This is a genomic window from Octadecabacter arcticus 238 (genome assembly GCF_000155735.2).
Lineage (GTDB): Bacteria > Pseudomonadota > Alphaproteobacteria > Rhodobacterales > Rhodobacteraceae > Octadecabacter > Octadecabacter arcticus.
The window spans coordinates 1,778,489-1,796,979 of record NC_020908.1 but is presented as its reverse complement, the minus strand read 5'-3'; the positions used below and the strand labels follow the sequence as shown (position 1 = coordinate 1,796,979).

The following is an 18,491-nucleotide window of genomic DNA, read 5'->3' as shown; positions in this document are numbered from 1 at the left end:
TCCAGTGGTTCACTAATTTGCGGCTTTTGCCGCCTCCTCCCTGTTTGATTAACTAAACAGGATTCTTAAGCCGGATTTTCCGGTCCGTTATTATGTGCCAAGCGACAGTTTGCGTTCCATTGCGCTTCCCCAAATCGACATCGGCCAGCACACGAAAAAGTAGATCACCCCAACAATTCCGTAGACCAATAGAGGTTGGAAAATGAGGTTCGAAACGATCTGACCTGCTCGCGCCAATTCAACAAATCCAACGATTGCGGCCAATGACGTGCCCTTGGTAAGTTGGACAGCAAACCCGATGGTCGCTGGCAGCGAAATCTTAATTGCTTGAGGCAGGATGATGTCTCGCATGCGGGAGATGTACCCAATACCAAGCGCATTCGACGCCTCGGTCTGCCCACGCGGCAGCGATTGAATTGTGCCCCGCCAGATATCGCCCAAGAATGCGCTTGCGTGCGCGGTAAACGCAAAAGAAACAGCAACCCAAGCGTCAACATTGAATTCCATCAACGCCAACCCGTAGAAGATAACAAAAAGCTGCATGAGCAGCGGCGTGCCTTGGAACACCGCGATGTAGGCGGCTGCAGACCAGTTCAGGATGCGTAACGAGCTCACCCTAGCAAGCGCGATGGCGAGGCCAATCACACCACCGCCGATAAAGCTGATGAGCGTAAGCAACAGAGTCCACTTCAAACCTTGTAGAAGGAAGAACAGTTCAGGAGAGCCAAATTTGTCCATCTCATTCACTCATTGGTTGGGATAGTTGAAGAGCCGTCGTCCGAAGACAGCCAGCATGGTCATCATCATCCACGAGATCAGAAGGTAGAGGCCGGTGATCGTGAAATAGACTTCAAAACTACGAAAAGTGGCGGACTCAATACGTTGGGCGAAGTGTGTGAGCTCACTCGCTGAGATAGATGAGCATACCGATGACGTGAGCGTCAGCAGAATAAACTGCGATGTAAGTGCCGGGTAAATCGCCCGCAGCGCTGGCACCAAAACGATATCTCGAAAAATTTGCGCCCGAGAAAGGCCCAAGGCGGCACCAGCTTCGACTTGCCCGCGTGGGATGGATTCGACCCCACCGCGAATAATCTCAATCGCGTATGCACCCCCATTAATCGCGAGCGCTATGATCGCGGTAACCGTCGGGCTAAGCCGCACACCCAGATAGGGTAGGGCAAAAAATAGAAAGAAGATCTGAACCAAAAACGGCGTATTGCGAATGACTTCCACGAAAATGCGAACAGGTATGCGAAAGGCTTTGCGCCCAGACCGCTGCAGTGCGACCCCGCTGACACCAATTAGAAGCGCAAGAAAGATACCAGCAACCGACAAGCCAAGCGTAAACACGACGCCGTAAAGCAGTTCGTCCCATCGTTCGAATACAACGCTGAAATCTAGCTTATTCAACTTTCACCCCTTCCCTGTCACATCGATATTCTGATCTTCGGTACTCACGCCATCCACCTTCCGGCGGGTGGCGCATTCTTAAACGGCGCGTTTAACCGAAAATTTCTTTGAACAGACCGACGGATTCCCGGAAGCCGTCTTCAAAGTTTCCGTTACCGGGGTGGTAAACACTCTCAAACGAAATCACGCCTTCATAGTTATCTCGGCGCAAGGCATCTGCCATCGGCCGGAACTGATCGGCCAGCTGGCCCTCGCCCATTTTTCGGACTTCTAAGGTCGCCTTTGGTGTATCTACTTTTACATCTTTTATATGAATGTGACCCAAGTAACCGTCCCGAACGGCGTCATAACCATCCGGATAGGCGACCTCATGACACCAACAATTGTTTGCTGGGTCCCAAAGCACTTTCAATGTGTCTTTCGCATCTAAATCGTCAATCAATTTGCGCGCGGTATAGTTCGAATTCACCATAGTACCGTTGCCAGTTTCCACAACCAACGTCAGACCTTCAGTTTTCGCAAGCTCAACAGCAGGAGCGATCATCGGCGGCATGGTGTCCCAAGCACCTTTCGCAACGTTCCACTTTTCGGCACCACCATGCCCCCAAAGAATTTGCTCTTTCTTCTGGGTCATAATGCGGACAAGTGGCGAGTCGAGCTCGTGCGCCATTTCCATAACACGTTTGAGCGCATCCATGTGCTTCACATGTAAGGCATCACCAGGGCGGTTTTCAGTCGTCATGCCCGCAAAGACATGCCGCGAAAGACAGGATACAGGTTTGTTATGCTTTTCGAGAGTGGATTTGATCTCAGCAATTTCTTGCGTAGAATGATCTCCGACCTCTTTCTCGCCCACGAACTGCAACTCAGCATACTTAAGTTCGAATTCGTCCATAACCTTAAGAGCATGGCTAAGGTCGCGGCTTACGCCGTCACAAATTAATCCGAGTTTCATAATATTCAAATTCCTTTTTAGCGGTGCAGCTCAGCGCCGTTGATTTCTTCCATGACACGGGTACAGACCCAGTTATCGCCCTCGGGATATTTGGATTTACCTTGGTGGAAAATCTGCATCGCAGTTGATGCCATAAACATCGGCACGCCAATTTCCTCGGCCATATCAAGCGAGATAGTCAGGTCTTTGTGCATCGTTCCGATACCGGATCCCGTGCCTTCGAACTTGCGATCGATGATGTGTTCAAGTGCGGTATTCGCGACACCACAGCCGGCGCCGCTTGTCGAAAAGACATCATACAGCGCTTGGCCCTTTACGCCCGCCTTCGCCGCAAGTGCCGCGGCTTCGAATGTAGCGCCGAAAATCGACCCAATGAGCGTTTGCAGACAGGCCTTCATTACTTGTCCGTCACCGGCGTTTTCACCAACACGGTGAATGGTCTTGGAGACCGCATCCATCACCGGCTTGAACTCATCCAAGATGCTCGGTTGTCCTGCAGCCATCATTGTCAATGTGCCGCCTTGTGCCCCTGGGAAGCCGCCCGACACCGGACTGTCAATTAGTGAAATACCTGACCCTTCCAGAGCCACGCCAATTTCTTTGACCTCTGATGGTTTGATCGTCGCGGTCATAATGATTGCACTGCCTTTGGGCATATGGCTCACAAGACCTCTCTCGCCGAGAATGACAGCCTTAGCCTGATTTCCATTCATAACCATGACGAAAACAGCATCGGCGTTCTGCCCTACTTCCTCGACATTCGCTGCGGGCTTACCACCCATCGCACAAAAGGCTTCGACGCGTGCAGGAGCCAAGTCGAGCCCCGTGACCTCAAAGCCATTCTTGATGAGATTTTTTGCAAGCCCACTGCCCATATCCCCAAGACCAACAACGCCAACCCTTTTCATACTTCTCTCCCTTGCCAGTAACGATTCTACTTTAGTTGAGACGTTCGTAGTATGGGCAACCATTATGCGTCAAGTGAGCATTTAAATGAAACAAGCTTGCTCTATTTCTTCGTTATTTCAATCATTAATCATCAGAAACACACACAACCTATTGTTAAAGTGTAGTTTAAATGATAAATTTGTTGATGCACTCCCTTATGATTTGCAGTATACTTGACGAATGTTGCTCGCGCCAAGTACAAGAATGCGTCAACTCCGGAATGGAAAAACCAAGATATGCCTGAAAAAAATCGAGTTAAGGCGTTGGATATCGCGCTCAAAGCAGGTGTCAGTACTTCAACCGTAGATCGGGTCCTGAATGCACGCGGGCGCGTCAGCAACAAAACCGTAGATCTCGTCATGAAAGCACAGTCAGCTTTGGAAAATGACGGCGACGCGACGTCCGCATTTGCTAAAACCATCGAAGTGATCTTGCCTACCAACGCAGGCAACTCTACTCGGTATTTGGCTGCTTTTCTTAAACTTGCCGGGAAAAAGCGGGGCGTCCAAGTCCGTGTGAATTGGGTCAGTAAGATGAATCCCGGCGCGTTAAGCGCGGCCCTCTTAGAGACTTTGGAGCGCAGCGCTGATGGAATAGCATTCCAAGCGCTGGATCACCCTCTTGTACATGAGGCCGTCAATAGACTTCATTTTGAGGGCGTAACGCTGACGACGATTGTATCTGACCTGACCGGAAATGATGAGATCGGTTATGTCGGAATCGACAATCGCGCAGCGGGAAGAACGGCCGGCCTCCTCATGGGCAATTACTGTGAAGGGGCTGTTGCGGTGGTGTGGAGCGGTCAACTCTCACGGGCGCACGAAGAACGTGAATCGGGATTTCGGGCGCTGATGCGGACAGACTTTCCTGCGATCACAGTAAAGGATGTAAGTGGCGGGAATGACGAACCAAAAGAGAACTTTCGAATAATTAAAAAGCTCCTAGAAAACGATCCTGAAATATCTGGAATCTATTGCGTTGGTGCCGGCCCCTCGGCGATAGTTGATGCCGTATCCGCGACCAAAAAAACAGGTCAGGTCAAGGTGTTTGCACATAATTTGACACATGTAACGCGTGCCCATCTATTAGCGTCTGAAATTGACATCATTATTCACCAAGACATGCAAGAAATAGCCAATTGTACGATTGATAAATTCTTAGGAGAAACGCATCTCGGCAGGCAAACCGTAGCGACACATGTTATTACGCGCGAAAACGTTCTGTATCACCTCGACCTTGCTGATGCGAATGGCAGACTGGAATCCCGAGAAAATAATACTTGAGATTCAATAGTAGGCATCAGCAATGGTTCCGGTCAACCTAACCAGGGTCTTGTGATCAACGCTCGCGGCCAAGGGCAAAAAACAGCCCCCCCGAAACGAACCGGTCCAGAAAGGGTAGTTTGGATTCCACCCACTTGTCCCTGACTGAATGGCTGGTTTGGAGTAAATCGCTGCGCTGCAGAAATTTCTGTGCGGCGCGCACGAGTAGTTTCTGCACTTGCATTCGCCGCGTGAGCAAAGGTCGGCTCCATCCACAGAGAAGACCTCGGTGCAAAACACAGCGAAGGGCCGCTTCCCGCCCTTCATGTAGAAATTTTCATGGCGCAGCATCTGTAACTATCGGCCCATATCCTTGCGAGTGATGCTGTCAAACGGATTCTGAAACAGTCTCAGTATGGCCTTAAATGCCGGAACTTATTTCGCATAAAGTTGATGCCACTCGGCGAGAGCGGCGGCAAACAACGGGCCAAATCTGTTCCACCAAAATCGAACCGTTTCATGGCTGATGTCGATGCCCCGTTCGTGCAAAAGATCCTCTACATTCCGAAGCGACAACGGGAAACGGACATACATCATTACGGCCAGACGGATGATCTCAGGGTTCGTCTTGAAGTAGCGAAAAGGGGAACGTTTTGTCATCCCACGACGCTAATTGCTCACCCTGCCCGCCTCAACCGATTTTGCTCTGACAGTGATATCCGGGCTATGAAGCGACCATCAATCACGGGCCGATCGCTTCGTTTTTGGGGGTGCCCCCCGTCACATTGAGCCGACTGCGTCACGGCAGCGGTGCTCAATAAATTTTGACTGGCGTTCAGTCTTAAGACATGTGCCGCGCAAGTTCGGCTTCGAGTTCATTGACCTTCGCTTTCAGAGACAGAACCTCATGATCTACTTCAGCCCGCGTATAGCGTGGCGTAATGTGCTGCGGGCAGTTCCAGTCAAATGCCTCGACAGATATCATCAATCCACGTTCAGCATGCGCTCGGTAGCTGCTTTCCGTTTCCAAATTCTTCAGTAAGTCTTGTTCCGACGGATCAACGACGCGCATCCTGCCCAACAGCTTAAGGCGCGTCTTGCTTGGATAATCCATGAAGAACAGTGAAACACGGTCGTTCTCGCTTGCATTCCCAACGCTCACGTATTGTCGGTTACCGCGAAAGTCGGAAAATCCAACTGTTTTCTCATCGAGGATCTTTACAAAGCCAGCCGGTCCGCCGCGATGTTGCACATATGGCCAGCCAGTTTCGCTGACGGTTGCCATATAAAAACTATCGCGCGCGGCAATGAATTGGGCTTCGTTCGGCCCAAGGATGTCGTTGTAATCAGCACCTCCATCCATGCGCGCGTACGCGTTACGCGACCCCTCATTTGATTGGATTTCCCTCACAGCGTCAGTGAAAGCGAGTTCCGCAAATTTATGTCCCATCGGCGGGTCCTTCTATTGTCGGTTAAAGACCGAGTTCGGTTAAGCTGGGGTGATCGACAGGGCGCGGTCCCTGAGGCCAATGAAACTTGCGATCTGCGTCATCAATTTGCAGATCATTGATGCTTGCATAACGAAGTTGCATCAAACTGTTGGCATCAAATTCCCAATTTTCATTTCCGTATGAGCGGAACCAGTTGCCATCGGCGTCGCGCCATTCATAGGCAAAACGAACTGCAATTCGGCTCCCATCATGTGCCCAAAGTTCCTTGATCAGGCGGTATTCAAACTCTCTTTCCCATTTCTCAGTGAGGAACTTTTGAATCTCAACGCGCCCTTTTGGAAACGATGAACGATTTCTCCAAATACTGTTGACGGTGTATGCCAACGATATCTTTTCTGGCTCTCTGGAATTCCAACCATCCTCTGCCACGCGGACTTTCTCAGCTGCTGTTTCAATCGTAAACGGGGGCATCGGTAGGCGCTGTGACATGACATTCTCCGTGGGTTAAGGGGGACGGTGCAGAAAGAACCCCTGCACCGCAATTGTTTAGTTGGTCAGGTTTTCGGACAAGAAATTCCGAATTATCCCAGCAACTTCTGGCCCATGGGATTCGAGAATAAAGTGACCGGCATCAATCATGTGTACTTCTGCATCGGGTAGATCTTGGAGGTAAGGCGTTGCGCCTGCAGCAGGAAAGATGTGGTCATTTCCACCCCAAACGATCAACGTAGGTGGTTGGTACTGTGCAAAGAACTCCTGAAACTCCGGGTACAGTTCAACATTTGTCCGGTAGTCATAGAATAGGTCGAGTTGGATTTCCTGATTTCCAGGACGATCCAAATAAGCTTGATCAAGCATCCATGCATCGGGGCTGATCCGGCTCAAATGGCTTTCAGGCACGCCGTGGGTATATTGCCATTCGGTCGCGCCGACGTTCAGAAATCCACGCAGCGGTTCGCGTGTTTCATCAGTCGGATCGGCCCAGTTGGTGCGAAACACGTCCCAGAATTCAAGCAGGCCTTCTTCATATGCATTACCATTTTGAATGATGAGGGTTTCGATGGCCTCTGGCTCCTTCAAGGCAAGCCGATAGCCAACTGGTGCCCCATAATCCATGACGTACAAGCTGTATAATTCGAGCCCCAGTGTATCTGTGAAGCCATCCATAAGGTCCGCATAGTTGGCAAATGTGTAGTCGAATTCCGCGCGGTCCGGCATCGCGCTGCGACCGAAACCCGGATAATCTGGGGCGATGACGTGGTATTCATCTGAAAGTTCTGGAATGAGATCGCGGTACTGCTGCGACGACGTGGGGAAGCCATGCAAAAGCAGAACGACTGGTGCGTCTGGATTGCCAGCCTCACGGTAGAAGATGTCCTGACCATCGATGTTCACCGTATTGTAACGAACTGATGTCGCGCCCAGGGCCGTGATAGATGTAGAGAGTTCTTCGGCAGCTGCTAGCGTTGGTGCTGTCGCAAACTGCGCTGCTAATCCAAGTGAGATCAGGCCTGCGAGAGTGATTGGTTTGAGTGTATTGGTTTTCATTTCGATGTCCTTCGCTGTGATGCCGCTGGGTTAAAGTCATGTTGTTGCGGCGCTTGGATTTGTTCTACCCTCCTTTCAAATCTGGAAGAATTCTGATAATTGCTAATTCATTATTGCAAAAAGTGGAATAAATGGACCGCATACTACAAATGGAAGTCTTCGCCGCAATCAACGATAGCGGCAGTTTTGTGCAGGCGGCCAACCGGCTTCGGATGTCACCACCTGCCGTCACCCGCGCGATGAATGCGCTGGAGGACAGGTTGGGCGTTCAGCTTCTCACGCGATCAACACGACAGCTTTCGCTAACGGACCCAGGTACAAGGTTTTTGGATTCCTCTCGTCGTCTGCTTTCGGAGATCGAAGCAGCCGAAAAACAAGCCGTTGGCGAGATCGGTGTCGCGCAGGGCCACTTGACTGTGTCGGCTTCGATGACATTCAGCCGGATGATTGCGGCACCTGTCGTGCGAGAGTTTCTTGCAGCGCACCCCAGAATATCTGTGTCGTTAGTCGCGTTGGATCGCGTGGCAAACTTGGTTGAAGAAGGGATCGACGTCGCGGTCAGAATTGGCGGTCTGCCAGATTCAAATTTGATGGCAAAACGCTTGGGGAATGTTCGCCGACTTTTTGTTGCAAGCCCCGCGTATCTGGAACGATGCGGCGTACCCACAGAACCGTCGGACTTGAAAACGCATTCCATCATCGGTTTTACCGGAACAATGTCCAGCCACGACTGGCACTATAAAACGGAATCGCAGCGTGGTCATGTCCAGCTGCACCCTCGGCTCGAAGTGAATGACGCGTCAACGGCACTTACAGCAGCCTCGGACGGAGAAGGTATTACTTTAGCACTTTCGTACATGGTCGCCGAACAAGTACGGAACGGCGAATTGGTGCCAGTTCTCTCAGAGTTTTTGCCACCGGCAGAGCCCATTCACCTTGTTTACCCGCAAAGCAAACTCGTCGCGCCGAAAGTGCGGGCCTTTCTGGAATTTTCAGCTGATCGGCTCAGGAAAGCAATTGGAGATACCGAGCTTTTGTTGGGCTAAAGCAAATACTGACACCCCTACCCTATTACAAACAGCTTTAGATCCGAACCTAGCTGGCTACTGGTAACAGCATAGTATCCAACCCAACGTTTGGAGTTCACTTTACCAGAATAAATCTAATCTGGAACAGGCGTAGCACCGTCAATCAAACCCTTTGACTTGAGTGTTGCCCAGAATTCACCAGACCCTCCGTGCCAATAAGCGTGAGACAATTGACTGGCTAAAGTTTACACTTGAGGGCGTAGGAGAACCCCCTCTGTCAGGGATGTTGTCTGCTGCTCTATTTTTCTCTAATTTTCAGGTGGGCGGATTAGGACAATGACATGGGATATTCACTGGAACGAAAAGCAGCTGTGCTGAAACGGATGCTTCCGCCGAACAACGTGGCTATTCGGCAGCTTTCGCAGGAGGAAGGGATTTCGGAGGCGACGCTTTTCTCTTGGCGTGCTCAGGCGCGCAACAAGGGGCAGCTTTTGCCTGACGCTGATGCGAGCCCTGAGGGCTGGTCTTCACGTGACAAGTTTGCGGCGGTGTTGGAAACTGCTGCGCTGAACGAGGCTGACCTAGCCGAATACTGCCGCAAACGCGGCCTTTACCCGGCGCAGATTGCCATGTGGCGAGTTGCTTGCGAGCAGGCCAACGACTGGGACCGCACGAGTGCAGCACGTCTTGTGCGTGCGACCAAGGAAGACAAGAAACGGATGAAAGATTTGGAACGCGAGCTTGCTCGCAAGGATCGCGCACTGGCCGAAACTGCAGCACTGCTTGTTCTTCGAAAAAAGGCCTCAGCGATCTGGGGGGACGAAGAGGACGCATGATCAGCACCCCAGATCGCCAAACCGCAGTTGCTCTGATCAATGAGGCCGTCACCGCAGGAGCGAGGCGCGCCAAAGCCTGTTCCGAGTTGGAAATCAGCGAACGCACTCTGCGGCGCTGGACAAAAGACGGCGAGGTTCGCCCTGATAAGCGCCCCCTCGTGCCGCGTGCGGAACCAGCAAACGCGTTGAGTACGGCAGAACGCGCGGCTGTTCTAGATGTCTGTAATTCAAAGGAGTTCTCTAGCCTTCCCCCAAGTCAGATTGTGCCAAAGCTAGCCGATCAGGGTCGATATCTGGCCTCGGAATCGAGTTTCTACCGCATTTTGCGCGCCAATGGATTGCAGCATCACCGGGGTCGAGCCAAGTCCCCAGTCAAGCGTAAGAAGCCCACAAGCTATCAGGCCAGTGCGCCCTGTGAGGTCTGGACCTGGGACATTACCTGGATGCCGGGACCTGTCGCAGGCATGTTCTTTTATCTGTATCTGATCGTGGACATCTTCAGCTGGAAGATCGTGGGCTGGGAGGTCCATGAGCGTGAAAGTGCGGATCTGGCTGCCATTCTGATCCGGCAAGCAGTGCTAGCGGAGGGCTGTCAGTTGCGCCCCTTGGTTCTGCACGCTGACAACGGCAGTCCTATGAAGGGCGCCACGATGAAGGTGACGATGGAAAAACTAGGGATCACGGCCTCCTACAGTCGCCCTCGCGTGAGCAACGACTACCCTTTCTCAGAGGCGTTGTTCCGAACCTGCAAATACCGCCCGGACTGGCCGACCAAGGGCTTTGCCACCAAGGCGGATGCTCAAACCTGGGTCCAAACCTTCGCTGGTTGGTACAATAGTGAACACCTGCACAGCGCCATCCGCTTCGTCACGCCGAATGCGCGCCACGCAGGTCATGATCGTGCAACGCTCACAAATCGTGCCAATCTCTATGCCACTGCTCGCGCGCAAAACCCGCAACGCTGGTCAGGAAAAACCCGAAACTGGCAACCAGCAGGACCCGTCTGGCTGAACCCAGAAAACGAAATCAGCGCCTCTGAAATCAGAGACGCTGCATGAAATCGGCGGACAACACCTTTGACAAACACCGAGAACGAACCCATGGTTATGCCTTCACAATCACCACTTTCGCCAGATGCTGGATCTGGAGCCGTTTTGGCCCCGACGTCGCCTCCCCGCGTTGTTAATGCGCCGTTGGCTCCCACAGCGGAACTGACGAGCATCCCGAAGCGACGCAACTTCACAGCCAAATACAAACTGCGCATTCTGGATGAGACGGACCAAGTGGCAGACACTGGCGGGGTTTCCGCCATTCTACGGCGGGAGGGGCTTTATTCCTCTGCACTGACCGATTGGCGCCGTGCGCGGGCGGCCGGCACATTGGGTGCATTGCAGCCAATGCGCCGTGGCCCACAAAAGGCACCTGCCAATCCATTGCAAGCTGAGCTGGCTAAGGCCAACCGTGAGGTGACAGCCTTGCGGCGCCGTCTGGATCAGGCGGAAGCCATCATTGCCATCCAAAAAAAAGTGGCGGGACTTCTGGACGAGATGGAGCAGACGCAAGAGCGCAGCGGCAAATCATGATGGCCGTCGCGATTGCATTGCCCACCGGCAGCGGCTTGACCTCGGCTGTCTGCGCCGCGCTATCATTATCGCGCGCGAGCGTTCTTCGACAGCGTGCGGCGCTGACGGCACCACCACGCACACGCCCACCGCGCGCAGCGTCTTCGCGGGCTCTACCGGAAAGGGAAAGAGACCAGGTATTGCACCACCTGCGCGAACCCCGCTTTGCGGATCAGACGCCCACAGAGGTCTTTGCCACCTTGCTGGATGAAGGCACCTATCTGTGTTCAATCCGCACGATGTATCGGATATTGGCCGCGCAGGGCGAAGTTGGCGAACGCCGCCGACAGCGCACACATCCCGTCTATCAAAAGCCTGAACTTCTAGCTGAAGCCCCCAATCAGGTCTGGTCTTGGGACATCACCAAGCTGAGGGGCCCGGTGAAATGGTCCTACTTCTATCTCTATGTCATCCTCGACATCTTCAGCCGCCGCGTTGTTGGCTGGCGCGTCGAGCACGCGGAGAGCGCCAGCCAGTTCAAAGAGCTGTTCATCGACGCGATGGAAAAACACGAGGTTCCACGCGATCAGCTGACATTGCATGCAGATCGCGGTGGGCCCATGAAGGCAAAGACGACAGCCCTGATGCTGGTTGATCTTGGTGTGCTCAAGTCCCACAGTCGGCCCCACACCTCAAACGACAACCCGTTCTCCGAAGCCCACTTCAAAACACTGAAATATCAGCCAGAGTTCCCCAAGAACTTTGAAACCATCGAGCAGGCTCGCGCATTCTGCCGCAGGCTCTTTGCATGGTATAACCAAGACCATCATCACGCCGGGATTGGTCTGATGACGCCCGACCAAATCCATTTTGGGCAGGCCCAAGAAATCTACACCGCGCGACAAGCAACACTAGACGCGGCATTCCTCGCCACGCCCGAACGCTTCGTACACAAACCACCAAAACCGCCTCAAATCCCGACCGCCGTCTGGATCAACCCACCAAAACCAACCGAAGAAACCCAAGCCTAAAGTCCAAAAGCCACTGTCTCAAAGTCGTTGACACGTTCCGAGAGATCGGCGTTGAAAACCAATCGACGATCTGTTGAAGTTCGGTCTTATCCCGCGGACCCGGAATGACCGAGGTGACGATGTCATTCCCAAGCGGAAACTGCAGCGCAGCTGCAGCCAGCGGGACCGAAAATTCATCGGCAACTGCGCTCAGGGCTCTAGCCCTATTGATGACTTCGTCCGGTGCCCTGGCGTAGTTCCACATGTCCCGTCCTGCTAAAATTCCGGAATTGAACGGGCCACCGCAGATGATCGTGGTTCCTGCTTTGCGGCACGCGGGGAAAAGCGTGTCTAAAGCGGTCTGTTCTAGGAGTGTGTACCGACCAGCAAGAAGGAAAACGTCCCACTCACCAATCCCAAGCGCATCTATGCAGACCTGGTTTTCGTTGACTCCTAAGCCGATCGCCTTGACCTGACCAGTCTTGCGCAGCTCATCCATCGCTCGATAACCACTATGGGCGAGATCTCTGAAGTGACGCTCGTTTTCTTCACCATGCTGGAACGCCCCGATGTCGTGGACCAAAAGGATATCGATGCGCTCGAGCCCAAGTCGTTGGAGATTGTCCTCAAAGGCACGCATAATCCCATCGTAGCTGTAGTCGTAAACAACATTGAACGGCAGCGGGTCGACCATGCCAAAATCCATTGGGTTGCTAACAGCCCCGGGTTTCAGGAGCCTTCCAACCTTGTCTGAAAGTACGTGCCCGTTGCCGCGCAGGGTGTCACCCATCACGCGTTCTGACCGTCCAAATCCGTACCAAGGGGCAGTGTCGAAGTAGCCAATTCCGGCATCCAGTGCGGCCTGGATCAACTCCACCGCTTGACCGTATTCAAGATCGACGAAGTTCCCCCCGAGCGGTGCCCCACCCAACCCCAGAGTTTCGATCATCAGCCCAGTACGCCCGACCTGTCGCTTTTCCATTATCTCAATCCGATCTTCGTGCTCTTGGTGTTCGTTGGGCACAGCTTAGTATTCCAAGGAGTGCAGCGCCACACCGAACGCGAGTACGGAATGGCACAGGACAGGTTGCGCAATAACAACAACAAGAACCCAAATCATAACCTTACAAAATTTCCGTCTGTCACACGTAACGGGGTGCGCATTTCCCCTGTGAGGGAAAGGCTCGCAAAGGACCCAAACACTTCAAGATTACACGTTAAATTCTGCCACAAAGGGCGGATTGCGGTCATTCGCGGAGGTGGGCCCTGAGGTCTTCTCTGCGGATCTTTCAGACCTTCGCTGCAAGTGCGCTAATGTCCGCTTCGGTGAAGCCGTTCAACAAACGGTCGTTTTTGGTCGATCTATCGACTACACCGAACATCCATTTTGAAGCCCATCATGCTCAGAGCAGGCCAAGCACGACACCGCCGGATGCCATCAGCACAACGATGATCCACGGCGGCGCCTTCCAGACCGTAAGCAGGATGAAGCCTGTCAGGCCGAGCGCGAAGTCATAGGGCGTGACAATAGCGCTCGTCCAAACCGGATTATAGAGCGCCGCCCCGAGGATCCCCACGACAGCGGCGTTTGCGCCCCGCATCGCAACCTGTGCGACAGGGCGCGACCGAAACGCGTCCCAGAAGGGCAGTGCGCCAACTAGAAGCAGAAAGCCCGGCAGGAAAATCGCGAAAAGTGCGATAGTTGCCCCGACAAGACCGTTTGGCCCCTGCCCCATGACCGCACCGAGATAGGCAGCGAAGGTGAAAAGTGGCCCTGGCACGGCCTGGGCCACACCGTATCCGGACAGGAAGGCATCATTGTTGACCGCGCCGGACGTCACAACTTCAGCCTGCAAGAGGGGCAGCACGACATGGCCGCCGCCGAAAACAAGCGACCCTGCCCGGTAGAAGGAGTCAAACAGGGCAACGCCCTGCGTTATCCCGGCAACAAAGGGCAACAGGAGCAGGAGGAGGCCAAACAGCACCAGCGACATCGCCCCCACTCGTTTCGATACGCGAAACGTCAGGTGTCCGACTGCGGAACTGGGGGCGGCGCGGCATAGCCAGAGACCCGCGATACCGCCAATGAGGATAGCGGCCACTTGCCCAATCGAGCCTGCCACGAAGATCACGATCAGAGCGGCTGCAAGAGCGATGCTTGCGCGCTCGCGATCGGGCGCAAGGCTGCGCGCCATTCCCCAGACGGCCTGTGCCACAACGGCGACGGCCACGACCTTGAGGCCGTGGATCAGCCCTCCACCAACCGGTCCATCGAAAGCGGAAGCGCCAAAGGCAAACAAGACCAGAAGCAGGGCTGAAGGAAGGGTGAACGCAGCCCATGCGGCCAACGCCCCAAGGGGGCCGCCACGCAATAGGCCAAGTGCAAACCCGACCTGGCTACTCGCGGGGCCGGGAAGGAACTGGCAGAGCGCGACAAGATCGGCATAACCCGCCTCATCAATCCACTTTCGGCGGATGACCAACTCGTCCCGGAAATATCCCAGATGCGCGATGGGGCCGCCGAATGACGTGAGGCCAAGTTTCAGGAAGGCACGAAAAACCTCGCACGCCGTCCCTTGAGGCGTCGCATTCTCGGCCTCTCTCATTTTTTGTCCGCCCTCATGAAGCAGCCCCCGAATTTTTCGGTACTTGTGACAGCGCCTAAACGTCTTAAACCATTTAGAAATTTAATTGAAAACAGCTTTTACCCTGAAACCATCGTTATGTTGGAGTCAGAGCGATGACAGTTTTTTCCGCACCAAAAACGCTCGTTTGTGGAACGCTTGCAAAAGTCCTCATTTAACGCTGCCACAAACCCCGTTCAAAACCCAAGTGGTTGTTGAACGTTTTTGCCTCTACCTTCATAGCCGACATTCGCTGCGCGTTGCCCCAAGGGCCGCAATTGGTGTAGGTTTCTCGGACGCCACGCGCGAGGTTTGGGTGACGCGGAACATTGCCTGGCGTCGGAGAAGCGCTCAAGCGGGAAATCGCGGGGTTGGTCTGGGTGGATCGATTGTTGCTATGGGGATTTGCGCAATGCGTGTGTTTTCGCCCGGAGCTGACAGGCCAGTTTGGCGGGGCGCATTGAGTTAAGCGCAGCGCCGGTTTTGCCTGCTGTTGGTTGAAACTCACGGTATTTTGTCGGCGTCACCATGTTTTGCCACGCTGATCGCTTGATCAAAGCATGCCGATTGGTTCGCAGGAGATATAGCGAGCGGCCGAGGGTGTCGTTCGTGATGTGCGGCGCGCGCGTCATGCAGCAGCCCTTTGTGTTTTTGGCGGCGCTCTGGGATGTTGGGCTGGTGCGATTGTGTCGACGATTATCAACTGCCCGCCACAACATGGGCAAGGCAGAGCAAGAACACGAGGAGGTTCATCTGCATCGTTGATGGTGTTGCCTTTATCGTGCTCCTTGTGAGGGGTTTTGGCCCCCAGCAGTTGCCGGATCCGCGCGATATTGGCCGTGCGGTTGCTATTCCCATAGAACCCATAATGTCGGATGCGGTGCTGGCCTCTGGGCAGCACGTGGATCAGGAACCGGCGAATGAACTCATTTGTGGATCAGGAACCGGCGAATGAACTCATTTGTGGATAAGGACATGGTCGTGTGGCGGCCCGCACCTTTGAGGCGATAGTCCTTGGCGCGGAAGGTGACGTTTTGCGCATCGAAACGGATCAACCGGCTGTTTGAAATGGCAATCCGATGTGTGTAGCGCGATAGGTATGCCAGCACCGCTTTTGGCCCGGTGAAGGGTTCTTTGGCGTAGACCACCCATTCGATTTTACGCAGCGGTTGCAGGAAAGTGTCAAAGACATTTCGATCTGCAAGGTTTGTGAGATCGCCGAAGAATTGCAGTTTCCCGGCCTTATGCAGCTTGGCCAGCCCTTCCAGAATGAGCCGCCGATACAAGCGGGATAGAACGTGGACAGACAGGAAGAAGTTCTTGCGGCAGGCGATCCATTTTGAACCATCTGTCGAAAGCCCTCCCCCCGGCACGATCATATGGACATGGGGGTGGTGGGTCATCGCCGAGCCCCAAGTGTGAAGGACCGACGTTATGCCAACCTTTGCCCCCAGATGTTTAGGATCAGCGGCGATTCTGACCACAGTGTCCGCGCTTGCCCGCATCAGAAGATTATAGATCTCGCGTTTGTTCTGATATGCGATGTCAGCAATCTGCTTTGGCAAGGTGAAGACCAGATGGAAATACCGCACAGGCAGCAGTTCAGCCTCACGTGCCGCAAGCCATATCTTCGCTGCACCCGCCTGGCATTTTGGGCAGTGACGGTTGCGGCATGAGTTGTAGGCGATATGCTCATGCGCGCAGTCGGCGCAGCGCGCGACATGACCGCCAAGCGCCGCGGTTCGACAGCGCTCAATCGCACTCATGACTTTGAACTGGTTCAGGCTGATGTGTCCTGCGTTTGCGGCACGCCAAGCAGCACCATGGTCACGGAAGATATCCGCGACCTCCAGTGATCGACTGGGCATGGTGGCCTATGAAGGCTTAGGCTTGCCCTTCTTCCGCTTGGCTCCATTCAGATCATCCAGCGGACTGTCCACTGCCGCAATCATGCCCGTGGCAACGCTGGCATAGCGCGCAGTAGTTGTCAGTTTGGAATGCCCGAGCAAGGCTTGGATCACTCGGATATCGACGCCGCGCTCCAACAGATGGGTTGCAAAACTGTGCCTCAACGTGTGCAGCGTGACCGGTTTGGTGATCCCGGCTTCCCGCGCGGTCTCTTTAAATAGCCGCGATATCTGTCGCGCTGAGAGGTGTTTGCCGCGATAGCCGGGAAAGAGGACCCGCTCGGGTGCAGGAACATCCTTGTCCTGACCGGTCGGCCGTTCTTTCCACCAGTCGCGCAGCAGGCTCAAAATATCGACAGGCAGCATGACGATGCGATCCTTGCGCCCCTTCGATTGCACGATGCGGATGATTTCCTGATCGCTATCAATATCACCAACTTTGAGCCGCACGACCTCGCCCGCACGCATCCCGCAGCCATAAGCCAGCGACAACATCACGCGCGCCTTCAGGCTCGGAGCCATAGCCAGAATGCGTTTAATCTCCTTTTTGCTCAGCACCAGTGGCACTTTCACCGGTTCCTTCAAATGGAAGATCTCGGCCACAAGATCATGCCGTCGAAGGGTCACGCGGAGCAGAAACTTGACCCCTGTCATCGTTTGGTTTCGGGTGCAGATGCTGACGCCGCTCTCGATCAGGTGTTGTTGGAAATACTTCACATCGTCTGGCGTGGCCGTCTCTGGCGAGCGCCCTAACCAAGCCGCAAAACGCTTACAGGCGCGCAGGTGACTACTCTGTGATGCAGGGCCGAGATTGCGCCCTGACATATCGGAAATCATGCGCGCACGAAGGGGCGTCGTTGGTGTCGATTGTTGAATGTTCATCGGAATATCCTCTGTCAATCGAGGCAAAATCACCTCGACCAACAGCACACACCCAAAATCTAGAATCGCGCAACAAATCCCTGTTAAGCCCTACACCCGCAGCAAGCGCCCCTATCGCGGAGCGATTTAGTGCCTGAGCCCAAAGTGACTAATGCTGCACGATGCACGAAGGTCCGCTTTAGAGGATTGAAACCAACACGATGATGACACGACTTAGAGTATGTCGCCACCGACAAAAATCATAACTATCCGCAATACCAATTCCAAGTTGCAATCATCCAATCGCTCCTCGCATTTGCGACGAGGAAACTAAAGCTACAAGATTGTTGACAATCTTCAATTGATCACTGACGATGTCTTGAAGCATAGGACACCATATGATCGCATCCCCCCTGAAACGTGAGACGATGAGCGCGCAAATCGCAGCACTGCTAAGGCGTGCCATTCTTAAGGGCGAGCTAGAGCCGGGTGCGCCAGTGGTCGAAAGTACTCTTGCACTTCGCCTTGGCGCAAGTCGCGGCCCGCTACGCGAGGCGATGCGTCAATTGATTGATGAGGGGCTTTTGGTCAACGTTCCATATACTGGCACACGCGTCGTCGATATCTCACTTGAGGATATCAACGATATCTACGCCATGCGGACCTGCCTTGAACAATTTGCGTTCGAGGCCGTTTGGCCGCACCGTAGCGAACAGTTTAAGGCTGAGCTCCTGGTTAGAAACGCCGCACTGAAAACGGCTGTGGATCAGGGCGATCACGTTGCCGCTATCGAGGCCGAGCTTGATCTGCATGGGCTGGTTTATGAGCATTCTGGCAATCGAATTCTTCTGAATACATGGACGGGATTGCGCGGACATCTTCAAATGTATTGGGCATCACATCACCGCGCGCACGGCACGACCGGGCCCAAACGCGAAAGCCACGATGACTATGTAAGCTTTGCGTTGGGTGAAAGTCTCAGCGCAATGAAAGACGAGCTGCGCGATCATATGCGTCGTGGATTGGAAACGACCAAAACCTTTGTCCAAACCCGCAATGCGGCCAAGGCGAAGTAAAATAACTATA

At 53.8% G+C, this 18,491-nt stretch carries 15 protein-coding genes and 2 pseudogenes; 5 read left to right on the top strand and 12 right to left on the bottom strand.

Annotated features, from left to right (window positions below; all coding sequences use genetic code 11):
- Positions 1-90 precede the first annotated feature (90 nt).
- The 4 genes from OA238_RS09395 to OA238_RS09380 all read right to left on the bottom strand — a co-directional run bounded on the left by OA238_RS09395 (position 91) and on the right by OA238_RS09380 (position 3,339).
- Positions 91-738, bottom strand: coding sequence for an amino acid ABC transporter permease (locus tag OA238_RS09395; protein WP_015494983.1), 648 nt, complete (start codon positions 736-738; stop codon positions 91-93).
- Positions 739-747: 9 nt separating this feature from the next.
- Complete coding sequence (locus tag OA238_RS09390) at positions 748-1,413, bottom strand: amino acid ABC transporter permease (RefSeq protein ID WP_015494982.1); 666 nt, start codon at positions 1,411-1,413, stop codon at positions 748-750.
- Between the two features lie 91 nt (positions 1,414-1,504).
- Positions 1,505-2,368, bottom strand: a complete 864-nt coding sequence (locus OA238_RS09385; protein WP_015494981.1) for a sugar phosphate isomerase/epimerase family protein — start codon at positions 2,366-2,368, stop codon at positions 1,505-1,507.
- A 17-nt stretch (positions 2,369-2,385) separates the two neighbouring features.
- Positions 2,386-3,339, bottom strand: coding sequence for an NAD(P)-dependent oxidoreductase (locus tag OA238_RS09380; RefSeq protein WP_083906693.1), 954 nt, complete (start codon positions 3,337-3,339; stop codon positions 2,386-2,388).
- Between the two features lie 150 nt (positions 3,340-3,489).
- Here OA238_RS09380 and OA238_RS09375 point away from each other — a divergent pair, with 150 nt between their 5' ends.
- A complete protein-coding gene (locus tag OA238_RS09375) occupies positions 3,490-4,599 on the top strand; it encodes a LacI family DNA-binding transcriptional regulator (protein ID WP_144055870.1) in 1,110 nt (369 codons plus the stop codon).
- A gap of 444 nt (positions 4,600-5,043) precedes the next feature.
- Here OA238_RS09375 and OA238_RS09370 read toward each other — a convergent pair.
- The 4 genes and pseudogenes from OA238_RS09370 to OA238_RS09355 form a co-directional block, all read right to left on the bottom strand.
- Positions 5,044-5,238: pseudogene (locus OA238_RS09370) on the bottom strand (IS6 family transposase); the annotation flags it as partial.
- Positions 5,239-5,419: 181 nt separating this feature from the next.
- A complete protein-coding gene (locus OA238_RS09365; protein ID WP_015494978.1) occupies positions 5,420-6,028 on the bottom strand; it encodes a pyridoxamine 5'-phosphate oxidase family protein in 609 nt (202 codons plus the stop codon).
- Between the two features lie 22 nt (positions 6,029-6,050).
- A complete protein-coding gene (locus tag OA238_RS09360; RefSeq protein WP_015494977.1) occupies positions 6,051-6,518 on the bottom strand; it encodes a nuclear transport factor 2 family protein in 468 nt (155 codons plus the stop codon).
- A gap of 57 nt (positions 6,519-6,575) precedes the next feature.
- Positions 6,576-7,577: an alpha/beta fold hydrolase gene (locus OA238_RS09355; protein ID WP_015494976.1), complete on the bottom strand. Its 1,002-nt coding sequence runs from the start codon at positions 7,575-7,577 to the stop codon at positions 6,576-6,578.
- A gap of 149 nt (positions 7,578-7,726) precedes the next feature.
- On the opposite strand from OA238_RS09355, the gene OA238_RS09350 reads away from it, so the two are divergent.
- The 3 genes from OA238_RS09350 (at position 7,727) to OA238_RS09330 (ending at position 12,034) form a co-directional block, all read left to right on the top strand.
- Positions 7,727-8,623 (top strand): LysR substrate-binding domain-containing protein, encoded by an 897-nt coding sequence (locus OA238_RS09350; protein WP_245581479.1) that lies wholly within the window; start codon positions 7,727-7,729, stop codon positions 8,621-8,623.
- Positions 8,624-8,946: 323 nt separating this feature from the next.
- Positions 8,947-10,499, top strand: a protein-coding gene (locus tag OA238_RS09340; RefSeq protein ID WP_245581478.1) for an IS3 family transposase whose coding sequence is annotated in 2 segments (ribosomal slippage) — positions 8,947-9,415 and positions 9,415-10,499 — 1,554 coding nt in all. Because the reading frame shifts where the segments join, the coding sequence is not laid out codon by codon here.
- Positions 10,500-10,541: 42 nt separating this feature from the next.
- Positions 10,542-12,034 (top strand): IS3 family transposase gene (locus OA238_RS09330; protein WP_085982729.1). Its coding sequence is split into 2 segments (ribosomal slippage): positions 10,542-10,992 and positions 10,992-12,034, totalling 1,494 coding nucleotides; the frame shifts between segments, so codons are not numbered across the junction.
- Here OA238_RS09330 and OA238_RS09325 read toward each other — a convergent pair.
- The 4 genes and pseudogenes from OA238_RS09325 to OA238_RS09305 all read right to left on the bottom strand — a co-directional run bounded on the left by OA238_RS09325 (position 11,997) and on the right by OA238_RS09305 (position 17,426).
- The gene (locus OA238_RS09325) at positions 11,997-12,995 is read right to left on the bottom strand and encodes an aldo/keto reductase (protein WP_015494972.1); all 999 of its coding nucleotides are present in this window, start codon (positions 12,993-12,995) and stop codon (positions 11,997-11,999) included. The two genes, OA238_RS09330 and OA238_RS09325, sit on opposite strands and share 38 nt — an antisense overlap.
- Before the next feature lie 421 nt (positions 12,996-13,416).
- Positions 13,417-14,619: a chromate efflux transporter gene (chrA, locus tag OA238_RS09320; protein WP_015494971.1), complete on the bottom strand. Its 1,203-nt coding sequence runs from the start codon at positions 14,617-14,619 to the stop codon at positions 13,417-13,419.
- Between the two features lie 646 nt (positions 14,620-15,265).
- Positions 15,266-16,505, bottom strand: a pseudogene (locus tag OA238_RS09310) (IS91 family transposase).
- Between the two features lie 6 nt (positions 16,506-16,511).
- Positions 16,512-17,426, bottom strand: a complete 915-nt coding sequence (locus tag OA238_RS09305) for a tyrosine-type recombinase/integrase (protein ID WP_015494881.1) — start codon at positions 17,424-17,426, stop codon at positions 16,512-16,514.
- 377 nt (positions 17,427-17,803) lie between these two features.
- Between OA238_RS09305 and OA238_RS09300 the strand changes: the two genes are divergently transcribed.
- The gene (locus tag OA238_RS09300; protein ID WP_015494970.1) at positions 17,804-18,481 is read left to right on the top strand and encodes a GntR family transcriptional regulator; all 678 of its coding nucleotides are present in this window, start codon (positions 17,804-17,806) and stop codon (positions 18,479-18,481) included.
- Positions 18,482-18,491: the final 10 nt, after the last annotated feature.